Origin of the sequence: Nordella sp. HKS 07 (assembly GCF_011046735.1) — a bacterium.
Lineage (GTDB): Bacteria > Pseudomonadota > Alphaproteobacteria > Rhizobiales > Aestuariivirgaceae > Taklimakanibacter.
On the sequence record NZ_CP049258.1, the window covers coordinates 1,036,654 to 1,061,714 of the forward strand.

General features: G+C 63.0%; 20 protein-coding genes and 1 tRNA gene. 12 read left to right on the plus strand and 9 right to left on the minus strand.

The window, feature by feature from the left end; all coding sequences use genetic code 11:
• Positions 1–54 precede the first annotated feature (54 nt).
• The 3 genes from cobS to G5V57_RS05035 are packed head-to-tail and all read left to right on the plus strand — an operon-like array spanning position 55 to position 3,938.
• Positions 55–1,044, plus strand: a complete 990-nt coding sequence (cobS, locus tag G5V57_RS05025; protein ID WP_165166476.1) for a cobaltochelatase subunit CobS — start codon at positions 55–57, stop codon at positions 1,042–1,044.
• Positions 1,045–1,053: 9 nt separating this feature from the next.
• On the plus strand, positions 1,054–2,946 hold the full coding sequence (cobT, locus tag G5V57_RS05030; RefSeq protein ID WP_165166477.1) for a cobaltochelatase subunit CobT: 1,893 nt from the start codon (positions 1,054–1,056) through the stop codon (positions 2,944–2,946).
• The gene (locus G5V57_RS05035) at positions 2,946–3,938 is read left to right on the plus strand and encodes an esterase-like activity of phytase family protein (RefSeq protein ID WP_165166478.1); all 993 of its coding nucleotides are present in this window, start codon (positions 2,946–2,948) and stop codon (positions 3,936–3,938) included. The genes cobT and G5V57_RS05035 overlap by 1 nt, the downstream gene beginning before the upstream one ends.
• Positions 3,939–3,947: 9 nt before the next feature.
• Here G5V57_RS05035 and G5V57_RS34210 read toward each other — a convergent pair whose 3' ends face one another.
• The 9 genes from G5V57_RS34210 to rpmB form a co-directional block, all read right to left on the minus strand.
• Positions 3,948–5,768, minus strand: a complete 1,821-nt coding sequence (locus G5V57_RS34210; RefSeq protein WP_256378678.1) for an AAA family ATPase — start codon at positions 5,766–5,768, stop codon at positions 3,948–3,950.
• Complete coding sequence (locus G5V57_RS34215) at positions 5,761–7,764, minus strand: alpha/beta fold hydrolase (RefSeq protein WP_246737527.1); 2,004 nt, start codon at positions 7,762–7,764, stop codon at positions 5,761–5,763. The genes G5V57_RS34210 and G5V57_RS34215 overlap by 8 nt, the downstream gene beginning before the upstream one ends.
• A gap of 312 nt (positions 7,765–8,076) precedes the next feature.
• Positions 8,077–8,391: a DUF1127 domain-containing protein gene (locus tag G5V57_RS35115; protein WP_371744731.1), complete on the minus strand. Its 315-nt coding sequence runs from the start codon at positions 8,389–8,391 to the stop codon at positions 8,077–8,079.
• The gene (locus G5V57_RS05055) at positions 8,388–8,837 is read right to left on the minus strand and encodes a MaoC family dehydratase (RefSeq protein WP_165166481.1); all 450 of its coding nucleotides are present in this window, start codon (positions 8,835–8,837) and stop codon (positions 8,388–8,390) included. The genes G5V57_RS35115 and G5V57_RS05055 overlap by 4 nt, the downstream gene beginning before the upstream one ends.
• Before the next feature lie 11 nt (positions 8,838–8,848).
• Positions 8,849–10,075 (minus strand): NAD(P)/FAD-dependent oxidoreductase, encoded by a 1,227-nt coding sequence (locus G5V57_RS05060; protein ID WP_165166482.1) that lies wholly within the window; start codon positions 10,073–10,075, stop codon positions 8,849–8,851.
• Positions 10,076–10,088: 13 nt separating this feature from the next.
• Positions 10,089–11,324 carry an NAD(P)/FAD-dependent oxidoreductase gene (locus tag G5V57_RS05065; protein WP_165166483.1) on the minus strand — a complete coding sequence of 412 codons (1,236 nt, stop codon included), beginning with the start codon at positions 11,322–11,324 and terminating at the stop codon, positions 10,089–10,091.
• A gap of 79 nt (positions 11,325–11,403) precedes the next feature.
• On the minus strand, positions 11,404–11,979 hold the full coding sequence (locus tag G5V57_RS05070) for an OsmC family protein (protein ID WP_165166484.1): 576 nt from the start codon (positions 11,977–11,979) through the stop codon (positions 11,404–11,406).
• Positions 11,980–12,126: 147 nt separating this feature from the next.
• Positions 12,127–12,786: a DapH/DapD/GlmU-related protein gene (locus tag G5V57_RS05075; protein WP_165173839.1), complete on the minus strand. Its 660-nt coding sequence runs from the start codon at positions 12,784–12,786 to the stop codon at positions 12,127–12,129.
• Positions 12,787–12,855: 69 nt separating this feature from the next.
• A complete protein-coding gene (gene rpmB / locus G5V57_RS05080; RefSeq protein WP_165166485.1) occupies positions 12,856–13,152 on the minus strand; it encodes a 50S ribosomal protein L28 in 297 nt (98 codons plus the stop codon).
• Positions 13,153–13,782: 630 nt separating this feature from the next.
• On the opposite strand from rpmB, the gene G5V57_RS05085 reads away from it, so the two are divergent.
• The 9 genes from G5V57_RS05085 to G5V57_RS05125 all read left to right on the plus strand — a co-directional run bounded on the left by G5V57_RS05085 (position 13,783) and on the right by G5V57_RS05125 (position 25,059).
• Entirely contained in the window at positions 13,783–16,824 is a 3,042-nt protein-coding gene (locus G5V57_RS05085) for a helicase-related protein (protein WP_165166486.1), read from the plus strand.
• Positions 16,821–17,108, plus strand: a complete 288-nt coding sequence (locus G5V57_RS05090) for an RNA-binding S4 domain-containing protein (RefSeq protein ID WP_246737528.1) — start codon at positions 16,821–16,823, stop codon at positions 17,106–17,108. The genes G5V57_RS05085 and G5V57_RS05090 overlap by 4 nt, the downstream gene beginning before the upstream one ends.
• 153 nt (positions 17,109–17,261) lie before the next feature.
• Entirely contained in the window at positions 17,262–17,600 is a 339-nt protein-coding gene (fdxA, locus tag G5V57_RS05095) for a ferredoxin FdxA (RefSeq protein ID WP_165166487.1), read from the plus strand.
• Between the two features lie 385 nt (positions 17,601–17,985).
• Positions 17,986–18,834: a CarD family transcriptional regulator gene (locus G5V57_RS05100; protein ID WP_246737529.1), complete on the plus strand. Its 849-nt coding sequence runs from the start codon at positions 17,986–17,988 to the stop codon at positions 18,832–18,834.
• Between the two features lie 126 nt (positions 18,835–18,960).
• Positions 18,961–19,269 (plus strand): ATP-dependent Clp protease adapter ClpS, encoded by a 309-nt coding sequence (gene clpS / locus G5V57_RS05105; RefSeq protein ID WP_165166489.1) that lies wholly within the window; start codon positions 18,961–18,963, stop codon positions 19,267–19,269.
• A gap of 70 nt (positions 19,270–19,339) precedes the next feature.
• Positions 19,340–19,416 (plus strand) — tRNA-Arg (locus G5V57_RS05110).
• A gap of 753 nt (positions 19,417–20,169) precedes the next feature.
• Positions 20,170–21,156: an HlyD family secretion protein gene (locus G5V57_RS05115; RefSeq protein ID WP_165166490.1), complete on the plus strand. Its 987-nt coding sequence runs from the start codon at positions 20,170–20,172 to the stop codon at positions 21,154–21,156.
• On the plus strand, positions 21,146–23,929 hold the full coding sequence (rbbA, locus tag G5V57_RS05120; protein ID WP_165166491.1) for a ribosome-associated ATPase/putative transporter RbbA: 2,784 nt from the start codon (positions 21,146–21,148) through the stop codon (positions 23,927–23,929). The genes G5V57_RS05115 and rbbA overlap by 11 nt, the downstream gene beginning before the upstream one ends.
• Before the next feature lie 2 nt (positions 23,930–23,931).
• Positions 23,932–25,059, plus strand: coding sequence for an ABC transporter permease (locus G5V57_RS05125; RefSeq protein ID WP_165166492.1), 1,128 nt, complete (start codon positions 23,932–23,934; stop codon positions 25,057–25,059).
• Positions 25,060–25,061: the final 2 nt, after the last annotated feature.

The window sequence follows — 25,061 nt, forward strand, 5'->3', positions numbered from 1 at the left end:
TTTGACCGTCTAGAACCTCCGCACTCCGAGACTTCATATATTGGCAACGAAGATATGACCGCGACCGTGAATGGCGAAGCAGCCCCCCTCCCCGACATGAAAGTGTCGGTGCGGCAGCTGTTCGGATTTGATTCGAACCTGGAAGTGCCGGCCTATTCCAAGGCCACCGAGCATGTGCCGGATCTCGACGAGGACTATCTGTTCAACCGCGAGACGACGCTCGCGATCCTGGCCGGCTTTGCCTATAACCGCCGCGTCATGATCACCGGCTATCATGGCACCGGCAAATCGACCCATATCGAGCAGGTTGCCGCACGCCTCAACTGGCCGTGCATCCGCATCAATCTCGACAGCCATATCAGCCGCATCGACCTGATCGGCAAGGACGCCATCGTCCTGAAGGACGGCAAGCAGATCACCGAATTCCGCGAGGGCATCCTGCCCTGGTCCTACCAGCACAATGTGGCGCTGGTGTTCGATGAATATGACGCCGGCCGGCCGGATGTCATGTTCGTCATCCAGCGCATCCTCGAATCCTCGGGCAAGCTGACGCTGCTCGACCAGTCGCGCGTCATCCGCCCTCATCCCGCCTTCCGGCTGTTCTCGACCGCCAACACGATCGGCCTCGGCGACACCACCGGCCTCTATCACGGCACCCAGCAGATCAACCAGGCGCAGATGGACCGCTGGTCGATCGTCACGGCGCTCAACTACCTGCCGCATGCGCAGGAAGTCGGCATCGTGCTGGCCAAGACCAAGAGCTACGACAACGACAAGGGCCGCAAGGTCATCGCCAACATGGTGCGCGTCGCGGATCTGACCCGCAACGCCTTCATGCAGGGCGATCTCTCGACCGTGATGAGCCCGCGCACCGTCATGACCTGGGCGCAGAATGCCGAGATCTTCGACGATCTCGGCTTCGCCTTCCGCGTCACCTTCCTGAACAAATGCGACGAGCTCGAGCGCGCTTTGGTGGCCGAATTCTATCAGCGCTGTTTCGGCGAGGAACTCCCTGAATCGCCGGCGCATGTCGCGCTGTCATGAGGACGCCTGATGGCCCAGGACCGCGAAGGACCGGCAGGCGAATTCCGTAATGTCCTGACGCTGGCGATGAAGACCATCGCCGGCGAACCGGAGCTTTCGGTTTCCTTCGGCGCCGAGACGCCGAGCCTGCAGGGCAAGAAGGCCAAGCTGCCGCAGGTCTCGATCGATCTCGACCGCCAGGAGGTCGCGATCACCCGCGGCATCGCCGACAGCTTCGCCATGCGGCTCGCCAATCACGACGACGGCGTCCACAACCGCTATCGCCCGGAAGGCAAGAATGCCCGGGCCATGTTCGAGGCCGTCGAGCAGGCGCGCGTCGAATGCATCGGCTCCCGCGCCATGCCCGGCATGGCGCAGAACATCACCGCCATGCTGCAGGACCGCTATCTGAGGAAGATGGCGGGCCGGCCCGCGACCAAGAAGGACGCCCCGCTCGAGGAAGCCGTGGCGCTCCTGGTGCGCGAAAGGCTGACCGGCGCAGCCCCGCCCGAGGAGGCGAGGGCACTCGTCGATCTGTGGCGGCCCTGGGTCGAGGAGAAGGCCGCGATACAGCTCAATCATCTCACCGATGCCATCACCGACCAGGCGGCCTTTGCCCGCATGTCGCGCGACATCATCGCCGCCCTCGACATGGCCGATGAGCTGGGCGAAGACCCGGATGAGAGCGACGACAGCGACGACAACCAGGAAGCCGAGCCCGATTCCGGCGACCAGCAGGAGACGCCGGAAGGCGAGGAGCAGGAAAGCCAGCAGTCGGCGGCCGAGGAGCTGCAGGACGCCGAAGGCGAGAGCGATGCTTCCGAGATGGACGCCCAGCAGCTCGATGTCGACGACATGCCCGACGACATGGAGAGCGAGGAATCGCCCGACGGCGAGGAGCCCTGGCGCCCGCAACTGCCCTTCTCGTCGCTGTCGAACGAGGACTTCTACCGCGTCTACACCAATCAGTTCGACGAGGAGATCGCCGCCGAGGATCTCTGCGACAGTGAGGAGCTGACGCGGCTCAGGAACTATCTCGACAAGCAGCTTTCCAATCTGCAGGGCGTGGTGGCGAGGCTCGCCAACCGCCTGCAGCGCCGCCTCATGGCGCAGCAGAACCGCTCCTGGGATTTCGATCTTGAGGAAGGGCTCCTCGATGCGTCACGTCTCACCCGCGTCATCATCGATCCCTTGCACGCCCTCTCCTTCAAGGTCGAGCAGGACATGCAGTTCCGCGATACGGTGGTGACGCTGCTGCTCGACAATTCGGGTTCGATGCGCGGCCGCCCGATTACGGTCGCCGCCACCTGCGCCGACATCCTGGCGCGCACGCTCGAGCGCTGCGGCGTCAAGGTGGAGATCCTGGGCTTCACCACCAGGGCCTGGAAAGGCGGCCAGGCGCGCGAGCGGTGGCTTGCCGCCGGCAAGCCCGCCAACCCGGGCCGTCTCAACGACCTGCGCCACATCATCTACAAGTCGGCCGATACGCCCTGGCGGCGCGCCCGCCGCAATCTCGGCCTGATGATGCGGGAAGGCCTGCTCAAGGAGAATATCGACGGCGAGGCGCTGATCTGGGCGCATAACCGGCTGCTCGCGCGCAGCGAGCAGCGCCGCATCCTGATGGTGATCTCGGATGGCGCGCCCGTCGACGACTCGACGCTTTCGGTCAATTCCGGCAACTATCTCGAGAAGCATCTGCGCCAGATCATCATCGATATCGAGAACCGCTCGCCGGTCGAGCTCATCGCTATCGGCATCGGTCATGATGTGACGCGCTATTACAAGCGCGCCGTCACCATCGTGGATGCCGAGGAGCTGGGCGGCGCCATGACGGAGAAGCTCGCCGAGCTTTTCAAGGAGCGGGCCCAGAAACAGACGGGCAAGGGCGCCGCGAGGTCCCCGACCAAGCGCCGGCTCAACTGATGAAGTGGCTCTGGGTTACAGCCCTCCTCCTGTTCGCTGGCCCGGTCGGCGCCCAGGAGGAGGCGCTCAAGGTCCGCACCCTCCCGGTCAAATCCTTCACCATGTTCTCGCAGCTCGTGACCTTCGGCGGGCTCGAATGGCGGGGCGGCGTCGAGCTTGCGAGCGACGATGAGCGTTTCGGCGGCCTCTCCTCGCTCGAATTGTCCGAGGACGGCGGCGGCCTCCTCGCGGTGTCCGATCGTGGCCTCTGGTTCAAGGCCGATCTCATCTATACCGATGGCCATCTGTCGGGGCTGAAGGCCCCCGTCATGGCGCCGATGCTGGGACCTGACGGCAAGCCCTTCAACGGCAAGGTCCGCAGCGATGCCGAGGCGGTTGCCGGCTGGGAGCCCATGCGCATCGACGGCAAGGTGATCGTCGGTTTCGAGAGCCGCACGCGCGCCGGCGTCTATGATCTGGGCAAAAGCGGTTTCGATGCCCGCTACAAGGACTTGAAACTCCCCAAGCAAGCCGCCAAAGGTCCGTCCAATCAGGAACTGGAAGCGATCGGCCGCTTCGCATCCGGCCCCTTGGCCGGCTCCATTCTCGCCATCTCCGAGCTCAACAAGGACGAGAATGGCGACATCCGCGCCTTCGTGTGGGGCGGCAGGAAGGCCTTCGGCTTCTCGATCAAGCAGCTTGAAGATTACGCGATCACCGATCTGGCCATTCTGCCCGATGGCGACGTGCTCACCGTCGAGCGCAGCTTCAGCGGCACGAACTTGCCCGGCATGGCGATCCGCCGCATCAAGACCGAGGATATCGTCGCCGGCGGCGCGGTGGCGCCGAGCCTCGTCTTTTCGGGCCGCATGCCCTTCTATCGCATCGACAACATGGAAGGCATCGCGGTGTCGAAGCTCAATGGCGAGACGCGCGTGACGGTGCTCTCGGATAACAACTACCGCCCGGAGTTCCAGCGCACGCTGCTCCTGCAGTTCGCGCTGAAGCCCTGAAACACCGCTTCATGCCGATTGCCGCTTCGCCGGTGGGCGTGGTGCGGCGGGCTCGCCCAGAAAGAAATTGTTGGTCCAGAACATATATTCGGACTCGATCGCAAGGCCGGGGTCGCCCTGCCCGTTCATCAGGCTGACCCAGCGGCTGGCCAATTCCTGCGCCGCCGCGGGCTTGCCGCTGATCATGTAGTATTGCGCCCGGCCGCGGAGCGCCGTGAACAGGCGTTCCTTGTCGCCGGTCTTCTGGCACAGTTCCTCGGCGCGCTGGAAGGCCGCGAGAATATCACGTGAGCCCCAGCCGCGCGCCGCCATGAGGGCAGCACCTTTGGCGAGCTGGAAATCTATCTCGTGCTCGTCGGCGCCTGCCACCTCGTTCGCCCGCAACAGCTCGATCCCTAGATCAAGCTGTTCGAGGGCGCTCGAATAGGCCGAGCGCTTGATCGCACGTTGCGCCGAGATCAGCAGGTGGGTCGCCGCCTCCTCCCACAGCTGTGCCTCCTGAGCGTGCCGCGCCAGGCGTTCGCTGTGCTCTTCGAGCCGGTCCGCATAGCAGGCCTTGAGCTCCGCCAGCGCGGTTCTATGCAACTCGACGAGGGCCGTCGCCATGATCCGCTCGGAGATGGCATTGCGGATGAGGCCATGCTTGAAGCGCAGCAGGACATCCGGGAACACCTGCACCTCGACGAGAAGGTCGGCGTTCTTGAGGCTGCGCAGCGCCGCGTCGAAGCGCGCTTCCGGCAGCGCCACCATCCGGCTCAGCGATGCGAGCGGGATCTCGCCGCCGAAGACCGAAGCGACCTCGGCAACGCGCTTGGCATCGATGTCGAGCCGCTCGAAGCGCGCATCGATGAGCGAGCGGATGTTTGACGGAACGACGATCTCGTCGAGCTTGCCTGTCAGCCGGTAGCGGCCGGGCTGGCCTTCGAGCTTTCCCGTCTCGGCGAGATTGCGCACCGTTTCTTCGAGAAAGAGCGCATTGCCTCTGCACGCCTCGGACAGGCTCTCGCGCAGGCCGTCGAGCGCGCTGTCCCGGCCGACGAGAAAGTCGATCAGGCTGCGCGATTCGATCGGGCTCAGTCCGGACAGGCGGATTTCGACCGGCCGCGCCGCGGCGAAGGCGCTGCGGTCATAGTCCGGCCGGCAGGTCAGGATCAGCAGGATGCGGCCGCCGCCGGCGGTCTGCGCCAGCCGCGCCAGAATGGCTTCGCTTTCGTAGTCGATCCAATGCAGATCCTCGACCAGCAGGACGACCGGCCTGACGCCGGCGAGCGACAGCAGGAGCGCGACGGCCGCCTGTTGCATCCGGCGCGACCGCTCGGGGCCGGTGAGGGCCATCCACAGCGCTTCCTGTGTCGGCAGCTCCATGATCGCCAGGATCGGGTCGAGCAGGCGCTGGTCGAGACCGCGCGCACTCCATGCCGCCAGGACTTTATCGAGCGCGGCCGGTGAAGCTTCCATATCGCCTACCGCGAACAGCTCCTTCAGCGCCTTGCGGATGACCACAAACCCACTGCGCAGATTCGTTTCGAGCGCGCCGGCCTCGAGATTCTCCGCATCGCCGCAGGGAATGGCGCCGACGAATTCCTGCGTTATACGTGACTTGCCGAGACCCGGATCGCCGACGATCATCACCGTCTGGCCCTCGCCGTCGCACGCATCGTGCCAGGCCTTGTTCAGCATCTGAAGCTGCATTTCGCGCCCGACGAGGGGCGACAGCTGGCGCTCGGTCCGCAGCTGCCAGCGCGAGCGGCCGCGATTGATCTCGACCACCTCATAGAGCTTTTGCCCGCTCTTCGCGCCCGAAAACACCAGGGGTGCCAATTCACGCATGGTGACAAAGCCGCCGGCGGATGAGTGCGTCCGTTCCGTGGCGATCACGCGATCGGGGCGCGGCGCCTGGCTGATCAGATGAGCCACCGAAACCGGTCCGCCACGCACCTCGGCCCGGTCCGGCTCGGGTGCGTCGCTGACCACCACATTGCCCGTATCGAGCGCGATGCAGATGCTGATCGCCGGGCCGGCCTGCGCGGCCGCGAGCTGGCGCAGCGCCAGTGCGGTCCGGCAGGCGAATGCCGCGTGGTCCTCGAGCGGCTTGGGCGCGCCGAAGGACGCCGTCAATCCGGTCTCGGAAGCGGCGAGGATGGTGCCGCCATTCGTCTGCACGAGCTCGGTCGCCCGGCTGAGCAACGGATCGACCGCGTCCAGCGCCACTTCCGGCGCGAGCTCGTCCGCCGGATTGGTCGCGGAGACGAAGTTCGCCGACAGGGATCGTCGCCTGGCGGCGGGTCTTGTGGCTCATCGCCATGGCCGGCCGGCTCTGCAGCACGGAATTTGCGAAGGCGGTCGTCTCGGCGACGAAGCCCTGGAACGCCGCCTCTTCCGACAGCAATATGTGATTCGCGCTGTCCAGCTCGACGAAGCGCGCGCCCTTTATTCTGCGCGCGATGTCGAGGCCTTCCGAGAGCGGCGCCACGCGGTCGTTGCGGGCATGCAGCACCAGCGTCGGAACGGTGATCCGGTCCATCGCGGCCGCGACATCTATGTCGGCGACGGCGTGGGCAAGCCGCCAGGCGTTTTCCGGCGTGAGGGTGCGCCGCTGCAGCTCGTTGAACCAGTCCATCTGGGCACGGTTGGCGCCGGGGATGAACATGTTGGTGAAGACCTGGCGGAACATCGGGTCGTCCTGACCCCAGCCCTGGCGCAGCAGCACGGACATCGCCTCGCGCCGCTCGATCTCATTGGCATCGCCGCGCGCCCGCCAGCCGCGCACATAGCCGCCATACAGCACGAGGCCGGCAACCTTCTCGGGATGGCGCACCGCATATTCGGCCGAGAAGGCGCAGCCTTGAGAAATCCCCAGAAGCACGAAGCGATCGAAACCGGTGGCCTCGATGACGCATTCGAGATCGCTGATGAAAGTTTCGAAGGAGATGTTCTGGCAGCTCGTATCCGACAGGCCGTTCAGACGCCCGTCATAACGCACCAGGGTGAAGCCGCTGGACAGGGCGTCGATCCAATGCCCCCAGACCGGACTTTCCCAATCAAATTCGAGATGCGACATCCAGTGCGATGCACGCACGATCACCGGCCCGGATCCGGTAACGGAATAAGCGATGCGCGTGCCGTCGCGCGACTGGGTGTAGCAAATGCGCTGCGTCGCGGTCCCGTTGACCTCCGGGACGGCAAGCCGCCTGTCGCGGATCGGCGCGGCCGGTGCGGCTTGCGCTGCCGGCGGCGGGACAGGCTCTGGCACAGCCGGTTTAGCGCTGACCAGCCGGCGCGCCCGCAGGCCGAGATGAGCGATCTCCTTGCCGAGATCCTCGTCAGGCAGCAGCGATTGCAGCGCGTGCGCATGGGTGATCGCCCGCTCCGGCTCCTCGGCGAGCCGGTCGATCAGGGTGCGAAGGATCTTCAGGTGCAGTATTTCGGCTTCGTTCGCGCAATAGACGCGCCAGGCCTCGAAGGCCGCGCAGCGCGGCAGATGAAGATCGGCGAGGAGTGGGCCTGAGAATGCCGCGGCAATCGCTTCCAGCCGCTCCGTCGCGACGGTATCGATCGCCTCGGGCGCCAGCCCCCTGATCAGCTGGTGATCGAGACCAAACGAACCGGGTGCGAGCTGGACCGTGTTGCGATCGGCGATCAAGCGCGTTTCGCCATCGGTATTGAGGATCGGGCGCAGCTTCGCCAGACTCCAGCGCAGCGCGCCGCGCGGGTCATCGGGTATGTCCCAGAACAATTCGCACAGCCGCTCGCGGCGCTGCGGTTTGTCATTCATGGCGAGATAGGCAAGCAGCGCGCGGGTCTTGCGCGACTGCGGCAGGCTCACGGCCACACCGTCCAGACGAACAGAAAAGTCACCAAGAACCTTAAATTGCATTCGCAAAGGCAAGGTCATCCGGTCATCCCAGCTCAGACGTCATCATTTCGATGGTTACGATTTCCGGAGACTGAGAATGGAATGACGCGTCCACGCGTAAGATTCCATGCAGGAGCCGAAAAACGCCAAATAGGCCAGGAATGAAATTCCTGACTATCGGATTGTTGCCCCTGCAACATTTTATGGCAGAAAACTACCGTTTACGCAACATAATTTTTCGCGCTTACAACATCGATCGGCAGAATCTTTGGCGAGCCCAGCTTAGCGGCAGCTCCGTCCGCCCCGGCCCGGCCCTTCAAGTCTCCGGATGAGAAGCTCGGAACGCGACAGGCCGATATCCTTCAGCAAGTGGTCAGACAGTTTCTCCGCCCTCCCGGCGCAGCGCGACCGGCGGCCGAGCCGCCGGGAAAGCGCGCCCACAAGGGGCAAAGCGCGGGACAGTACATGGGCTCCTGGTTTGTGCATGATTCGACGATCTCCATTAGACGGGTATCCTTTTCGCCGACATGTGTTGGAACGATCGCGTGCATGAGCGAGGAAACGACGCGCGCCGGGAGTCGCGCACCGATCCATCATTCGAGCGCCACCGTATAGGTCGTTGCCGTCCCGGACAGGCAGATCTCGCCGGCCGAATTGGCGACGCTGGTGGACAAGGTGCAGATCGGCTTGTCGTCGCGCACGCTCAGCACTTCGGCGCGGGCAATGATCTCCTCGCCGATGCCGACGGCCTTGTGGAACTTCCATTCGACACCAAGAAAGACTGAGCCCGGCCCGGGCAGGTTCTCCGCCACGATGGCATTGAGTAGCCCGGATGTGACGCCGCCCTGAACAATCAGCCGCCCGAATACCGAGCGGGCGGCCGCGGCCTGATCAAAATGCAGCGGATTGCAGTCACCCGTCATCGCGCTGAAGGCGACGACATCGCTCGCTTGCGTCACTCGCCGTATCTCCGCCCTGGCGCCGATTTCCGGCTTGCCGAAGCGGGTTCCGCACCATCCCGATCGCGTCGCTTTCTCGCTCATGATCTGCTCCATCAGCTTGCGTGACAAAATTCTTCGACGTGTCTCGATACCAGCCGCCGGCCACCCAGTTGATCGAAAAGATCGCGACCAGACCGACCCTTCAGGACCTCGACTTCGGCCTTCATCGCTTCGCTGAAGCGCTTGTGGCGCAGGGGCAGTTCTTCCAGCGACCAGTCGAAGGCGGCAATGGCGTCGGTCGCGGCCAGAAGCGGCAGAGCCAGGCTGTCGCGTTCGTCCTGGAACTGGCGCAACGCACCGGCATGACCTGAAATGATGGCGGTCGCCGCGCCCTCCGCATCGCGCAGCGCATCGGAGATGCCATGCGAGGTCAGCGGGTCGCGGAAGAAGCCGGCATCGCCGACCAGAAGCCAACCAGGGCCATATGCCTGGCGCAACTGGCCGGGCGCGCCCTTGAACGCCTTGAGGCGTCCGACTTCGTAAGTGGTCGCATAGTCTCCGAGGCCCGGCGCCAGCAGCTCGAGCGCCTGCCGGCGACTGCCGATCAGATCGGCGCGGAATGTGGCGTCGAAGCGGCATGCCGGTATCGATACGACGATGCAGGCCAGGCCGTCGTTCGTCGGAATGAGGCCGCCGCTGACATGTTTGGCGAAATACCAATGATAGCCCGAAAGCCTGGCCGGCATCGGCGCATAGCCGAAGACATGCGCGACCTGGGCCAGACCTTGCGCGAGCACGGGCGCATCGACCAGGCGGGCGACGCGCGAGCCGAGACCGTCGGCGCCGACCACATGACCCGCGCCGATCGTGCGGCGGTGGCCGGCCGCATCGGCCAGCACGACACCGCGAACGCGGCCGCGCGCATCGAAGCTCAGATCGCTGACCAGCGTATCGTGCAGGATTGTTGCGCCGGCGCCACGCGCCGCATCCACCAGCACGCGGTCGAGCTCGGTGCGGCGCGGCGCGATAAGTCCGGGCAGGCCGGGCTCGGGGCGTATGGCGACCGGGACCTGCTGCTCGCCATAGTGAAAGGTCGTCGTTTCGATCACCGGCGCGCCTGCCTCGATCAGGGACGCCAGCAGATTCCAGCGCGCCAGCTGCATCACCGCGGGCCGCATCAGCGCATGGGTCGAGAGCGTGTCGGAGCCATAGGCCTGGCGATCGACCGCCAGCACGCGCAATCCAGCCTTGGCGAGCAGCATGGCCGTCGCCGCGCCGGCGCAGCGCGCACCGACGATGATCGCATCGTAGTATGGCTTGAGGTCGGGTTCGTTGCTCATTGTCCGCGCTCTCCTATGCCGCCCGCCAGGCGCGCTCGTCGAGAAACGCCCGGATCTGCCGCGCGATGACGGCGGCATCCGCGCCCACCCCGCCGATGAAATGTGAATCGCGCTTGCGCAGGAGACGGAAGCCGAGGGCAAAGAGGCCCGGCACGGTCGCGGCACCTTCCTGATGCGCCAGGTCGCCGTCGGGCCGCAGCGCGGCGGCGATCTTCAGCCAGCCGAAATCGCGCCGATACCCTGTCGCCCAGATGATGCTGCGGATATTCTCGCCGCGCAGCGACAGCCGGCGGGGCGCCTGTGCCTCGAACGTCACGGGAGCGATCGTTTGACGCGGCGCGTTTGGGCCGATGCCGGCGAAATCGTCGAAGCGCGCCAGCAGTCGGTAGAGCTTGGCCTCGGCACAGGCGACGCTCTCCGCCAGGTCGTCGTGGAAGCTGACCTTGCCCGCCTCCACACCGGCGAAACGCCCGGCGAGCCGCACGCCCAGCGCCTGCAGGGACGGCAGGTCGGCGTTCGAACGATCCGGCCGCCCGGCCAGTTGCACCACCGGCTCGCGCAGCGCCGCTTCGGGATCGGCAAGGCTGTGGGTCCGCTCGGCCAGTATGCCGAGCCGGTCCATCCACCAGAATATGTCGCGCCCACGCCAGTGGCGCGGCACGCGCATGTGCCGGCCGACGGCAAGCGTCACCTGGCGGCCGCTGCGGCTGATCTCATCGGCAATCTGGACGCCCGATGCCGACGCGCCGACGACGAGAACGCCGCCCTGGGGAAGCCCATGCGGCGTGCGATATTGCGACGAATGCAAGTTCAGCACGCCTTTGACGGACGAATGGTCCGGCAGACGCGGGAGATCGCATTGGCCGGTGGCGACCACCACGGCGCGGCTGCGCCAAGTGCCTCTGCTCGTGGTCAGGCAGAAGCCTTCCGGCTCACGCGCCAGCGACAGCACTTCGGTGTCGCTCATCACCGGGGCGCCGATCATGTCGGCATAGGCTTCGAGGCGGGCGAGGAAGTCGCCATGCCGCATGAAGCCGTCCGGGTCATCTCCCTGATAGGGCGAGTCCGGCAGGCCGTTGAGCCAGTTCGGCGTGAGCAGCCTCAGCGACTCCCAGACATGCGTGCGCCAGCGGGCGCCGACCGCGCCGCGTTCGAAGAGAACATGGTCGACGCCGAGAACGGAAAGGCAGCGGCTCATGGCGAGGCCGGCCTGGCCGGCACCGACAATGGCGACATCTGTCGCGTACATGGATTTCTCCAGCATTTGCGGGATTGGCCCGGCCACTTTTGCTGATCACGCGAGGGCCGGGCCGTTAGGACGAGTGCTGTTACTTGCCCGAGACGGAGACCGACACGGGAACGCCGTTCGCCAGCACATCGAAGACGGCCGAGCGGGCACGCGCCTGTTCGACGATCTGCTGCAGCTTCTCGCGCGGCGCATCGCCTTCGATCTCGAAGCGGATCGCGATATCGCTATAGCCGTTGCGCACGTCATCCGAGATGCCGAGAATACCGCGCAGATCGATATCGCCTTCGACGAAGGAACGCACCTTGGTGAGTTTGACGCCTCTGGCCGCGGCGATGTTGCCAATGCCAGCGGTCAGGCAGGTGGCCAATGCATGCAGCAGCCACTCGACCGGCGTCGGCGCGCGGTCGCCGCCGCACAGCACGGTCGGATGATCACTCTCGGCCGAATAGGGCATGACATGCGTCTGCTCGCCCCCGGCGCCGGTGAAATCGCGCATTGTGGTACGGCTATGGGTTCCGTCCAGCCATTCATTGCTGGCGCGGAATTGGAACTTGGCGAGATCGGGCTGGCCGGCGACGAAGTTGATCGTGTTGATGAGTGTCGGGGTATCGACACCGTTCAGCGGCTGGCGCGGCGGTCTGGTCTGGACGTTCATGGGCACTCTCCTGAGCGGATGGAATGGCGCGGGATTCGTCCCGCGGTTGACGCGGGCCGGTGTCGCGCCATGCCGTTTGAGCGACCGTTGAAGCGAGAGTTGAAAAGCGAGACGGGCGGCAATCACACGCCGCGCCCTGCGCACCTGTCACGAGGATGGCTGGGTCTCGTATTTGGCGACGAAGTCTTCCGCCGCGAGCGCCGCCATGTCGTCGACCGCATCGGCGAGGCGGTCATGCGGCCAGTCCCACCAGGCGAGTGCGGCGATGCGCTTGGCGATATCGGCCGGGAAACGCGGGCGCAGGACCTTCGCCGGCACGCCCGCGACAATAATGTAAGCGGGGACATCCTTGCTGACGACGGCGCCCGCCGCGATCACCGCGCCGTTTCCGACGGCGACGCCGGGCAGGATGATGGCGCCGTGGCCGATCCACACGTCATGGCCGATCGTCACCTTCTCCAGCATGCGCGCCTCGCGGAAGCGCCCGTCGAGCTTCTTGCCGAGGAAATATTCGTTTGGCCGGTAGGTGATCTTGTGCTGGCTCACGCGCTCCATCGGATGGTTGAGCGCGTTGATGCGCACGTCTGAGGCGACGGCGCAGAACTTGCCGATCGAGGCATAGATGATCTCGGCATGGCGCTCGACATAAGAGTAGTCGCCGAGCTCGGAATCCTTGAACGAGACGCGCTCGGCGAGCGCAGTGAACCGGCCGAGTCTGGCATTGCGCAGCTGCGCCGAAGGATGGATGACCGGCTCGCCGTCACGCGAGGCCTTGGGCGAATGCCGTTTCGGATGGTCCTTGGTCATGAGCAGGGACAATAATGCAAAAGCCGCCCCTGAGGAGCGGCTCTGCGAAATCGACGATCGCTGAAACGATCAGGCGGCCTTTTCGGCGGCCACGCGCTTCTCGACGCTCTTCTTCAGGCGGCGGGCTTTCAGCGAGAGATTCTCGCCGCGGGCCTTGGCCAGGAAGGCATCGAGGCCGCCGGCATGCTCGACCGACTTCAGCGCGATGGCGCTGACGCGGAAATTGTAGCTCAGTCCCATCGCATCGCTGATGAGGTTGACATTGCACAGGTTCGGCAGGAACCGTGTCTTGGTCTTGTTGTTGGCGTGGCTGACCTTATTGCCGACCTGAACGCCTTTACCGGTTAACTCGCAACGACGAGCCATTTCACTGCTCCAAACTCAAATCGCGGAAAGAGGCCGGTCGTATAAGGGCAAACCCCCTCGTCCGTCAAGTTTGGCAGCACTTTCTTTGGCTTGCATATGGCCGCAGGGCGCAACATCGCCCAAAAAGCGCCCGGTCCCATTTTGATACAATTGGTAAATGCTCCGGCCTGAACCACCCCTCGGAAGTCTTAACAAGGCTCCTCGGCCTTGTGGCAGGATGCCGACCGGCCACAAGATCTAGACGCAACCCTTTGGAACAAATACAGAAAATCGTGAGATCAGCGATTCGGACATGCTCTGTTCCGAAAGGGGAACAGATCCTTAACGGGAGGCCGAAAGTTGCCGCCCATTTGGTCAGAGTTTGTGAAGCATGAGGACCTGCGACGGGACGAAATTAACTTTCCACGGGGCACTCTGCCCGGCATCCGGCCCTTGTCCGGGAAAGACGCCCATAGATTGACGCAGTGAAATGAATGCTTTGCCTACGGAACAAAGCCGGAATTGTGGTCCGGTCAGCGATTCGGGCAGGCTTTGTTCGCCTTTGAATCCGAAGGTTAAGATCGCGGTCATTTTGCCCCGTCGGAAGCTCTTGACCCCGCCCCTCCGGGGCATCAAGTGAGGGGCAAGAATATGCCCGCCTCCCGTAGTGTCACGGCCGTCCTCGGCCCCACCAATACCGGCAAGACCCATCTCGCCGTCGAGCGCATGCTGGCCCATGGGTCCGGCATGATCGGGCTGCCTTTGCGTCTCCTGGCGCGCGAAATCTATGACCGGGTCCGCTTGCGGGTTGGCGATCATGCAGTGGCCCTCGTCACCGGCGAGGAGAAGATCATTCCGGCCGCCCCCCGCTTCTGGGTGGCAACGGTGGAGGCCATGCCCTCCAATATCGACGTCAATTTCCTCGCCATTGACGAGATCCAGCTCTGCGCCGATTTCGAGCGCGGCCATATCTTCACCGACCGTTTGCTCAACCGGCGCGGCCGCGAGGAGACAATGCTCCTGGGGGCAGCCACCATGCGCCCGATCATCGAGAGGCTGGTGCCCGGCACGACCTTCATTGCCAGGCCGCGCTTCTCCAAGCTGACCTATGCCGGCCAGAAGAAGCTGTCGCGCCTGCCCCGGCGCTCGGCCGTCGTCGCCTTCTCGGCCGAGACCGTCTATGCGGTGGCGGAACTCATCCGCCGCCAGCGCGGCGGCGCCGCGGTCGTTCTGGGGGCGCTTTCGCCGCGCACCCGCAATGCGCAAGTGGCTCTCTTCCAATCGGGCGATGTCGACTATCTGGTGGCGACCGACGCCATCGGCATGGGCCTCAACATGGATGTCGATCACGTCGCCTTCGCCGCGACGCGCAAATTCGACGGCTTCCACTACCGCAATCTGACGCCTTCCGAGCTGGGCCAGATCGCCGGACGCGCCGGGCGCTATCTCAATGACGGCACATTCGGCACCACCGCCGAGGCCGACCCCTTCGATGCCGATACGGTGGAACGCCTCGAGAACCACAAGTTCGACAATGTGCCGGTGCTCCAGTGGCGCAACCGCGATCTCGACTTCCGCTCGATCGACGCCTTGAAGCGAAGCCTCGGTCATTTTCCACGCCTCGAGGGCCTGACGCGGGCGCAAGCCGGGCCCGACATCCTGGCGCTCGAGGCATTGGCGCGCGACAACGAGATCGCAGGTCTTGCCGCCAGCCCGGTCCAGGTGGCACTTTTATGGGATGTCTGCCAGATCCCCGACTACCGCAATATCAGCGCGAGCGAGCATTCCGGGCTTGTCGGCCGCATCTTCGAATTCCTGTCCCGGGACAAGGGTCGTATCCCGGAAGACTGGTTCGCCCGCCAGCTCAGCCATTGCGACCGCTCCGACGGCGACATCGATACCTTGTCCAACCGCATTGCCCATGTGCGGACCTGGACTTTTGTGGCAAACCGTGGCGACTGGCTGGAGGCGCCGCTTTTCTGGCAGTCGCGCACCCGCGAAATTGAGGACAAACTATCAGATGCCTTGCATGTAAGGCTCACACAGCGTTTTATCGACCGCCGCACGAGCGTGCTCATGCGGCGACTGGCCCAAAAGGAAGAATTGATGTCGACGGTTGAGGAAGATGGCGCCCTGCATGTGGAAGGCGAGTATGTGGGACGCATCAAGGGGTTCCACTTCATTCCCGACGGGGCTGATGGAGCCACCGGCAAGACGGTGAAGGCAGCCTCGCTCAAGGCCGTGGCGGCGGAAATATCAGGCCGCGCCCAGACTGTTGCCGCCTGTCCCGATCCCGACCTGTCGTTGACGAGGCTCGGCCAGATCGTCTGGCAGAACGCGCCCATCGCCAGGCTCGAAGCCGGCCCCTCGCTGCTCAAGCCGCGCATAGCCATCATCGCCGACGACCAGTTGACCGGGACCGATCGCGAGGCGGTGCAGGCGCGGCTCGAGAAGTTTCTGAGCCGCCACATCGCCAATATCGCCGAACCCTTGATCAAGCTCGAAGAGGGTGAGGGGCTCACGGGTGCGAGCCGCGGCATCGCCTTCCGGCTGGTCGAAACATTGGGCGTGCTGCCGCGCGATCAGGTTGCGCAGGAAGTCAAGGGCCTGAGCCAGGACGAGCGCGCCGCCTTGCGCAAATTCGGCGTGCGTTTCGGCGCCTTCAATATCTTCGTGCCGGTGCTGCTGAAGCCCGCCGCCACGCAATTGCGCCTGCTGCTCTGGGCCCTGGAGCGCAGCAAGGACAGCAAATTCGACGTCGAGACCTTGCCGGAATCACCGGGCCAGGGCCTCACCTCCGCCCTCTTCGACCGCTCGACACCGCGCGGCTTCTACGGCATTTGCGGCTATCGCATCTGCGGACCGCGCGTGGTGCGCATCGACATGCTGGAGCGCCTCGCCGACATGATCCGCGACCGCGTCTTCTGGCGCCCGCGCTTCCCCGAGGAACCGCGCCCGGCGGGCTCCATCGAAGGCGGCGGCTTCACGATCGTGCCCGACATGATGTCGCTGGTCGGCTGCTCGGGCGAGGAATTCCAGGCGATCCTGCGCAGTCTCGATTTCCGCATGCAGAAGCGCAAGGTGAAGCGGCTCGCCCCGGCAGCTGCCGCAGTTGAAACGGGCAACACCGAGCCGGCCGCTGTTGCGGCAACCGACGATAATACGGTGCCTGAGGGTGTGGAGGCCTCGGCCGAGCCTGTGCCCGAAGCATCGGCAGAGCCTGCGCCCGAAGTATCGGCAGAGCCCGTGATCGAAACGCCGACGGAGCCGGTGGCCGAAACGCCGACGGAGCCGGTGGTCGAGGTCCCGCCGGAAGCCGCTGCCGCTGCGATCGAAACCGAGCCCCCCAAAGATGAGGCGGAGCCAGAAGCCGCGCCGGCGGCGGCTGCCGAGGCAGCGCCGGCCGAGTCGGCCGCCGATGAGATCGAGATCGAGGTCTGGTGGCCCAAGGATACCGGCCCCTTCCGCCGCGAGCGCCAGAAACCGGAGGCCCGGCCGCAGCCGCAGCAACGCCATCGGCGTGGCAAGGATCGGCCGGAGCAAAAGTCTCAGGACGGCGGCAAGCCGGCCCAGCGGACCCATAAGCCGCAGCGGCCGCCGCGCCCCGAGCGCAAGCCCGAGAAGCCGATCGACCCCGATTCGCCTTTCGCCGTGCTGGGGGCCCTGAAGGCGCAACTCGCCAATAAGACGTGAACCGGCAGCGCATCGACAAATGGCTGTGGTTCGCCCGCATGGTGAAGACCCGGACTTTAGCGGCGGCCATAGTGTCGCAGGGTCAGGTCCGGCTGAACAAGATCAAGGTCGTGAAGCCCGCCCAGGAGGTGGGGCCGGGCGATATTATCACCCTCGCCGCCCATGGCCGAGTCCGGGTGCTCAAGGTTCTTGGGGTCGCCCAGCGCAGGGGCCCGTCCAGCGAAGCCCAGACCCTCTATGAGGACATAGCAGACCCGGCAGCGTCCGATAATCTGCAACATTAGCGCGCATCCCAGCGAAGTTCGCCGCAAAGGATTCGCGCTAAATCAATACTTTAGAGCAAAACCTGATCGCCAGGGTGTTCAATTTCGGCGGGATTTGCTCTAACCCTGAAGCCTTGCTATAGAGCGTTCGGAAAAAAGAACGGATTGCCGCGAATGACTTATATCGTCACGGAAAACTGCATTAAATGCAAATACATGGACTGCGTGGAGGTCTGCCCCGTAGATTGTTTCTATGAAGGCGACAACATGCTCGTCATCCATCCGGACGAATGCATCGACTGCGGTGTCTGCGAGCCGGAATGCCCGGCCGACGCGATCAAGCCCGATACTGAGCCGGGCCTCGAAAAGTGGCTGCAGCTCAACACCGAATATGCCCCGAAATGGCCAAATATCACGGTAAAACGGGACGCGCCCCCCGACGCCAAGGAGTTCGACGGGGTGGAGGGCAAGTTCGACAAGTATTTCTCGCCCGAGCCCGGCGAAGGTGATTGATCGCTACATTTTGCGGGGGCATTAACCTTTTCCCCTGCTAATATCGCTCGTTACGCACAATTATACCGTACACGGACAGGTCGGACTTTAATTTTCATTAAAGCCGTGCTATATTCTCTCATGATGTAAACCAGACTTACGGAAACGATCCCGGGCCCCCAAAGCTCGGATTTTTTTCGCCAAGTGCCTGTCCACTGCGGAAAGAGGGCCCGCGATCCCCATCCGCTGGACTGCCGGAAAGGCGAGATCAGTCGATCGGCCGTTTGTGCAAGGCGTAGGCTGTGGCTTGCGCCATCGATAGGTTGCGAGGCGAAGGAAAGCCATGACCAAATCGAAGACAAAGGCCAAAGTTAAGTCCTTGAAACCTGCAGGTAAGAAAAAGATCGTGAAAGCCACTGCCAAGAAGAAGCCGGCCGTGAAGGCCAAGACTGTCGCCACGCCGAAGAAGATGAAGCCCGCCGTTCAGCCGGCCAAGTCCGCGGCCAAGCCGGCCCACAAGCCCGAGGCGAAGCCCCATGCGCCGCAGCCCCATAAGCCCGCCGCTCATGCGCCTAAGCCTCAGGCCCCGGCCCATCCGGCGAAGCCGCAGGCGCCTCAGGCCCACAAGCCGGCGCATCCGGTCCACGCCCCCGCGGCCCCGGCCCCCATCACCAACATGGCCGACAAGCCGGTCGTCGCCACGCCGGCGGCCAAGAAGCTTGTGTTCAAGGTCAACGAGCTGATCGTCTATCCGGCGCATGGCGTCGGCCGCGTCGTGCAGATCGAGGAGCAGGAGATCGCCGGCATCACGCTCGAGCTCTATATCGTCGATTTCGAGAAGGAGAAACTGCGCCTCAAGGTGCCGACTTCGAAGTCGGAACAGAAGGGCATGCGCAAGCTCGCCGACAAGCCGCTCATCGACCATGCGATGAAGGTTCTGAAGGGCCGCGCCCGCGTCAAGCGCACCATGTGGTCGCGCCGCGCCCAGGAATACGAAGCGAAGATCAATTCCGGCGATCTGATCGCGGTGGCCGAGGTCGTGCGCGACCTGTACCGCTCCGAGCGCCAGCCCGAGCAGTCCTACTCCGAACGCCAGCTCTTCGAGCAGGCGCTCGACCGCATGGCGCGCGAGATCGCCGCCGTGAAGAAGATCGACGACGACATGGCGATCAAGGAAATCGAGACCTTCCTCGCCAAGAACGCCCACCGCAACACCAAGGCGGATGACGGCGTTCCGGCGGAAGAAGCCGCCTGAAACGACGCTTCGAATAGTTGAGCAAGAGCCCGGCCCTGCGCCGGGCTTTTTGTTTGCCGGTGACTTCCGACGGTGGCGCCGGAGCCGCGGGAGATGTAGACTTTCGCCGCATCCTGGCAGGCAATCATGAGCCAGCAACCCGTCGTCAAGCCGCGCACGAAGACCAGGGCGAAAGTCGAGCGCCCGAAGCTGTGGAAGGTCATCCTTCTCAATGACGACTACACGCCGCGTGAATTCGTCGTCCTGGTGCTGATGGCGGTGTTCCGCATGACCGCGGACCACGCCTATGGCGTCATGATAACCGCGCATCAGCGCGGCGCCTGCGTCATCGCGGTCTTCACCAAGGACGTCGCCGACACGAAAGCAAAAGAGGCGACCGAACTCGGCAAGAGCAAGGGCTATCCACTATTCTTCACCACCGAGCCGGAAGAATAAGGAGACGGCTGGCCGGCGCATCTGCGGGGGTTCCGTCCGGTGCGCGAACGCTATATAAGCGGCGCGGAGTGACCCCGTAGCTCAGCAGGATAGAGCATCAGATTCCTAATCTGAGGGCCGGAGGTTCGAATCCTCTCGGGGTCGCCAATAAAATCAAAACCTTAGCTAAAAAATGTCCCTTAGAAACGACTGGAATGGCCTCCTGGACAACAACTGGGACAACATGACGACGAACGCAGCCATTAGGAAATCGAGCTCTTTTTCTTGACGGAGTGGACAAGTATCTGGACCGCAGGCTGGGATGACGCCTACTTGCATGAACGCGCGGCAGCGACTTGCGTTAATGGCCCCAGACCTGAAATATCAGCGCGCGTGGCTCAACTAGACTAGATAACCAGACTACGAATCTGAGGGTTGCGCGTTCAAATCGTGAAGCAAAGCGTGAAATCGTGTTGGCTAGACTTCCCTGATTATCGGCAGACTGACGGCTTGCCTTCAGTGGATACCCAGACACTTCTGAGATCAAGATTCCGGTCTAAGTGGACGTAGTGGGTGTCAATCAGCGTCGCGTTGACAAGCAATGCAAAGACGTTGAGCGCGAAATTAGTTTCCACGATCCGCGAGCATTCCATGCCGGTTGGAATTGGATTGGCGGCTGCTAAATTGCTGGCTCCCTCTCTACCCCTATAGTTGAGCCTCCGAGAACGAAGGCAATTGATCTGTGTCAAGACACGGCGTCATTTTCTGTGGAAGCAATCAGGCGGACGATCAGCGAAGAGCGGTCGACCATTTTCCAACCAGTATTAGTACAACGGAGGCGCGACCAATTCGCATCTCGTCTGGAAACTGGCGCCGCTTACGCTTATTGCTAGCAAACACCTGCGCGTACTAGAGAACGACATGCGTATTCTTCCCATATTGATTGTTGTTGTATTGGTGGCCGGAGCTGCGGGCGGTTACGCATACTGGCTCCAGGCCCAGTCATCACGCGTGCCGGCGGGTCTGGCGCGCGCGAATGGTCGAGTGGAGGTTGAACGAGTCGACGTGGCGACCAAATATGCCGGTCGCATTGCCGAATTGCATGTGAATGAAGGTGATGCCGTCCAAAAGGAAGAAGTTTTAGCCCGCCTCGATACGACGGAAATCCTTGCGCAATTGGCAGCTGCCCGAGCCGCCGTCCACCGCGCTCACCAGGGCACCGCGCGGGCAGAGGCCGATGTTGCGCTGCGTGAGGCCGATTTGACCCTTGCAGAAATCGAGCTTAGGCGCGCCGCGCGGCTCGCCGGCATCAATGCGGGTACCTTGGCGGAGTTGGACCGACGCACCGCGCAAAGGGATATTTCAAAGGCATCCCTCAGCAGCGCCAAGGCGGCCGTCGAAGACGCGAAAGCAGCCACCGAGGCCGCGGAAGCCCAAGTGACACAGATCGAAGCAGTCATTACTGACATGACTCTCAAAGCCCCCGTCTCGGGTCGCGTTGAATACCGCCTTGCCCAGAGCGGAGAGGTCGTGGGCGTGGGGGAGCGGGTGCTGACGCTTCTCAACCTTTCCGATGTGCATATGACTATCTTTCTCCCCACTGGGCAGGCCGGAAGGGTAGAGCTGGGTTCGGACGCACGGATCGTGCTCGACAGTGCCCCGGAGTATGTCGTGCCGGCCACCGTTACTTTCGTTGCCGCAGAGGCCCAGTTCACGCCCAAATATGTGGAGACGGCGAATGAGCGCGAAAAGCTGATGTACCGGATCAAGCTACACATAGATCCTGAAATCCTTCAGAAATACAGCGGCTATGTGAAAGCGGGCATGACGGGCAACGCCTATGTCAAGATACAGGGCAAAGCGACCTGGCCTGCCGACCTTGCACCGAGACTTCCAGATGTCCCCTGACGACCAGGCAGCTGTTCAGGTCAGCTCCGTGAGCCATCGCTACGGCGTCGTCGGCGCGCTTGACGGTATCAGTCTTTCGATCGACACGGGATCGACCGTGGCGGTCATAGGCCCCGATGGCGTCGGCAAGTCGAGCCTCCTTGGCCTGATCGCCGGCGTCAAGCGCATTCAGTCCGGGAATATCATGGTTCTGGGTGGCGATATGGCGTCTCGCGCTCACCGTGATTCGATTGCTCCTCGGATTGCCTATATGCCGCAAGGCCTGGGCCGCAACTTATATGCGACGCTTTCCGTCGTCGAGAACATCGATTTCTTCGGCCGCCTCTATGGATATTCGGAAAGCGAGCTGCGAAGCCGCATCGCCCGCCTGCTCGTGGCAACCGGGCTCGATCCCTTTCCGGACCGGCCGGCCGGCAAGCTGTCGGGCGGCATGAAGCAGAAGCTCGGCCTATGCTGCGCCTTGATCCATGATCCCGATCTGCTTGTGCTTGACGAGCCAACCACCGGCATCGATCCTTTATCCCGGCGACAGTTCTGGGAACTCATCGGCCGAATCCGTGCCAAGCGGCCCGACCTAACGCTTCTTGTGGCCACTTCCTACATGGAGGAAGCCGAGCGCTTTGAGCGGATAATTGCGATTGATGAAGGCAGGATCATTGCCCAAGGGAGCATGACCGAGCTCCTTGCTCGTGCCAAAGCAGAAACGCTGGAGGAGACTTATGTCGCACTTCAGCGCCCGGGGCGCCGCGAAGAGCGTACGCCTCTCATCATTCCAAAATTCGACAGGAGTGATGGTCCCGCCGCCATTGTTGCCGACAATCTTACGATGCGGTTTGGTCACTTCACGGCGGTCGACCATGTGAGCTTTCGGATTGAGCGCGGCGAGATCTTCGGTTTTCTAGGCTCGAATGGCTGCGGCAAGACAACGACGATGAAAATGCTCACCGGCCTGCTTCCGGCGAGTGAGGGGCGGGCCGAGCTACTGAGCAAGCCCGTGGATGCGCAGGACATCGCCACCAGGATGCGCGTGGGCTACATGTCACAAACGTTCTCGCTCTATGAGGAAATCTCGGTCCGCGCCAACCTTGAACTGCATGGGCGTCTGTTTCGCATTCCGAAGGCGGAGCTTCAACCGCGCATAAAGGCGGCGCTCGATCTTTTCGATCTCGCAGCTGTCGCGGACAGTCTGCCTTCCGCGCTGCCGCTAGGCATGCGCCAGCGCCTGCAGCTTGCCGCTGCTTGCCTCCATCAGCCGGAAGTGTTGATCCTCGACGAGCCGACCTCCGGGGTCGACCCCGCGGCCCGCGACCGATTCTGGCGTCTGTTAGTGGAGATGTCGCGGCGCAACGGTGTCACCATCTTCATATCTACACATTTCATGAACGAGGCCGAGCGCTGCGACCGCATCTCACTGATGCATGCGGGCCGCGTACTTGCCGTCGGCAGCCCGGATGAGCTGCGGAGGGTCCGCAATAGCGACAGTCTCGAAGACGCCTTCATCGCCCATCTTCAAGAGGCAGCAGGGTTGCCCGCTTCCGACACGACCGATGGCGCCTTTTCCTCACTGACCGAAGAGTTCCGAAGCGCCCACAATATCTCCCATCAGGATTCGTCGCCTGGGCTCGCTCTGTCCCATCGTGCAGTCACGGCCTCGCTGCGGCGGATGTGGGCGTTTGCGCGGCGCGAAGCCATGGAAATGATGAGGGATCGAATTCGATTGGCGTTTGCGCTGCTCGGCCCCCTCCTTCTCTTGCTGGCATTCAGTTACGGCATATCGTTCGACCTCGAAGACCTCCGCTTTGCCGTGCTCGATCGCGATCAATCTCTCGAGAGCCGCCTGTTACTCGAGCAGTTTTCCCGCTCCCGCTATTTCGCCGAAGAGCCCCCGCTTCAAGACGAATTCGAGATCGACGGCCGATTGCGTTCAGGAGAACTGCGGTTTGCCATCGACATCCCGCCCGACTTCGGCCGCGACCTCCTGCAGGGCCGCCAGCCGCAGATCAGCTTCTGGCTCGATGGCGGCAACACGTTCGTGGCAGAGACGACCCGCGCCTATATCCAGGGTGCAGTCCTGACTTACGCGGCGGATCGACATCGCCGCCTGCATGGCGACGATCCTGAACTCATGTCGATCGATGTCGAGCCGCGGTTTCGCTACAATCAGGATTTTCGCAGCGTCTTTGCGATCACACCGGGAACGATCATGCTTCTGCTTGTCCTGTTTCCAGCAATGCTGACGGCCCTCGGCGTGGTGCGAGAGAAAGAAATGGGGTCGATTACGAACGTTTACGCCTCCCCCGCTACGGTCGGTGAATATCTGGTCGGCAAGCAGCTGCCCTATATCGCGATCGGCTTTGTCAGTTTCATCAGCCTCGTGGTGCTGGCCGCCGGCGTGCTCGGGGTTGTTCCAAAAGGTTCCCAAGTCGCCTTGTCGGTTGCAGCCCTCATTTACGTATTTGCTGCGACCGCATTCGGCCTCCTCGTTTCGGCGTTCGTCTCGACGCAAGTCGCAGCGATCTTCGGAACGGCGATCGTGACCTCGATGACGGCCGCGCATTATTCTGGATTCCTATTCCCCGCATCGGGGCTCGAAGGTCCAGGGCGCGTCATGGGGCTTTCATTTCCTTCATTATGGTTTCAGACCGTGAGCCTCGGCGTCTTTGCCAAGGGGCTTGAAGCAAGCGCGTTTGTCCAGGAAATTGCGATATTGCTTGGCTTTGGCATCATGTTTCTCATTTTGGCCCGCCTGTCGGTCCGCAAGCAAGGTGTTTAGCCATGCAGCGCTGGATCGAGAACGTCATCCACTTCGGCCTCAAGGAGATCGCCAGCCTCTCGCGCGACTTCGTCATGGTCTCTCTGATCGCCTATGTCTTCACCCTCGCGGTCTACTCCGAGGCGACCAGCATGAGAACCGACATAAACGATGCCAGCGTGGCTGTCGTCGATGCCGACCAGTCGACATTGTCGTCCAGGATCAAGGACGCTCTGCAGCCGCCCTATTTTCGGACACCTCGGGAAATCGATCGTTCGGAACTCGATCAGGCGCTGGACAAGGGACAATACACCTTTGTCCTGGAAATACCTCCACAACTCGAAGCTGATCTCCTGGCAGGCCGCGGCCCATCCATTCAAATCAACGTCGATGCGACGGCAATGACACAGGCCGCCGTTGGAACTGCCTACATTCATGAAATCATAGTGCGCGAAACGGCAAGCTTTCTGAAACAGAGCAGGGCCAACCCGGCCGTTCCCGTAGATCCTGTCATTCGCGCCTTGTTCAATCAGAATCTTGAGGCGCTTCGCTTCACCGCAAGCATGGGCGTCATCAACAATGTCACGATTCTAGCCATCATACTCGTCGGTGCGGCTGTTATGCGTGAACGTGAGCGCGGCACCATCGAACATCTGCTAGTGATGCCGGTGCGCCCAAGCGAAATCGTTGCCGCCAAGATCTGGGCAAATGGCCTGATCATCCTCCTGGCGGCGGGCTTTTCCCTTCATGTCGTGGTCCAGTTTGTGCTCGGCGTGCCGATCGTCGGCTCGGTCGAGCTGTTCCTGTTTGGAGCGGCCGTTTATCTCTTTGCCGTGGCCTCGCTCAGTATTTTGCTTTCCACCATCGCGAACTCGATGCCGCAATTCGCGCTGCTTTCGATCCCCGTCTTCATCGTCCTGTTCCTGCTGTCGGGTTCGTTCTCGCCGTTCGAAAGCATGCCTGACTTCCTGCAGGACATCATGTATGTCTCGCCAGCGACGCATTTTGTGAGGTTTGCCCAGTCAGTCCTCTACCGCGGCGCCGGCATCGACGTGGTATGGCGCGATCTCGCGATCATGAGTGCGCTCGGTGCCACGTTCCTCACCGCTGCTCTGTGGAGATTCAGGGCGATGCTCGCGCGCCAGAGCTAGTG

Coding starts and splice junctions, on each gene's coding strand:
- cobS (WP_165166476.1), top strand. CDS start 55: ATGACCGCGACCGTGAATGGCGAAGCAGCCCCCCTCCCCGACATGAAA.
- cobT (WP_165166477.1), top strand. CDS start 1,054: ATGGCCCAGGACCGCGAAGGACCGGCAGGCGAATTCCGTAATGTCCTG.
- G5V57_RS05035 (WP_165166478.1), top strand. CDS start 2,946: ATGAAGTGGCTCTGGGTTACAGCCCTCCTCCTGTTCGCTGGCCCGGTC.
- G5V57_RS34210 (WP_256378678.1), bottom strand. CDS start 5,768: ATGCGTGAATTGGCACCCCTGGTGTTTTCGGGCGCGAAGAGCGGGCAA.
- G5V57_RS35115 (WP_371744731.1), bottom strand. CDS start 8,391: ATGATGGATCGGTGCGCGACTCCCGGCGCGCGTCGTTTCCTCGCTCAT.
- G5V57_RS05055 (WP_165166481.1), bottom strand. CDS start 8,837: ATGAGCGAGAAAGCGACGCGATCGGGATGGTGCGGAACCCGCTTCGGC.
- G5V57_RS05060 (WP_165166482.1), bottom strand. CDS start 10,075: ATGAGCAACGAACCCGACCTCAAGCCATACTACGATGCGATCATCGTC.
- G5V57_RS05065 (WP_165166483.1), bottom strand. CDS start 11,324: ATGTACGCGACAGATGTCGCCATTGTCGGTGCCGGCCAGGCCGGCCTC.
- G5V57_RS05070 (WP_165166484.1), bottom strand. CDS start 11,979: ATGAACGTCCAGACCAGACCGCCGCGCCAGCCGCTGAACGGTGTCGAT.
- G5V57_RS05075 (WP_165173839.1), bottom strand. CDS start 12,786: ATGACCAAGGACCATCCGAAACGGCATTCGCCCAAGGCCTCGCGTGAC.
- rpmB (WP_165166485.1), bottom strand. CDS start 13,152: ATGGCTCGTCGTTGCGAGTTAACCGGTAAAGGCGTTCAGGTCGGCAAT.
- G5V57_RS05085 (WP_165166486.1), top strand. CDS start 13,783: ATGCCCGCCTCCCGTAGTGTCACGGCCGTCCTCGGCCCCACCAATACC.
- fdxA (WP_165166487.1), top strand. CDS start 17,262: ATGACTTATATCGTCACGGAAAACTGCATTAAATGCAAATACATGGAC.
- clpS (WP_165166489.1), top strand. CDS start 18,961: ATGAGCCAGCAACCCGTCGTCAAGCCGCGCACGAAGACCAGGGCGAAA.
- G5V57_RS05115 (WP_165166490.1), top strand. CDS start 20,170: ATGCGTATTCTTCCCATATTGATTGTTGTTGTATTGGTGGCCGGAGCT.
- rbbA (WP_165166491.1), top strand. CDS start 21,146: ATGTCCCCTGACGACCAGGCAGCTGTTCAGGTCAGCTCCGTGAGCCAT.
- G5V57_RS05125 (WP_165166492.1), top strand. CDS start 23,932: ATGCAGCGCTGGATCGAGAACGTCATCCACTTCGGCCTCAAGGAGATC.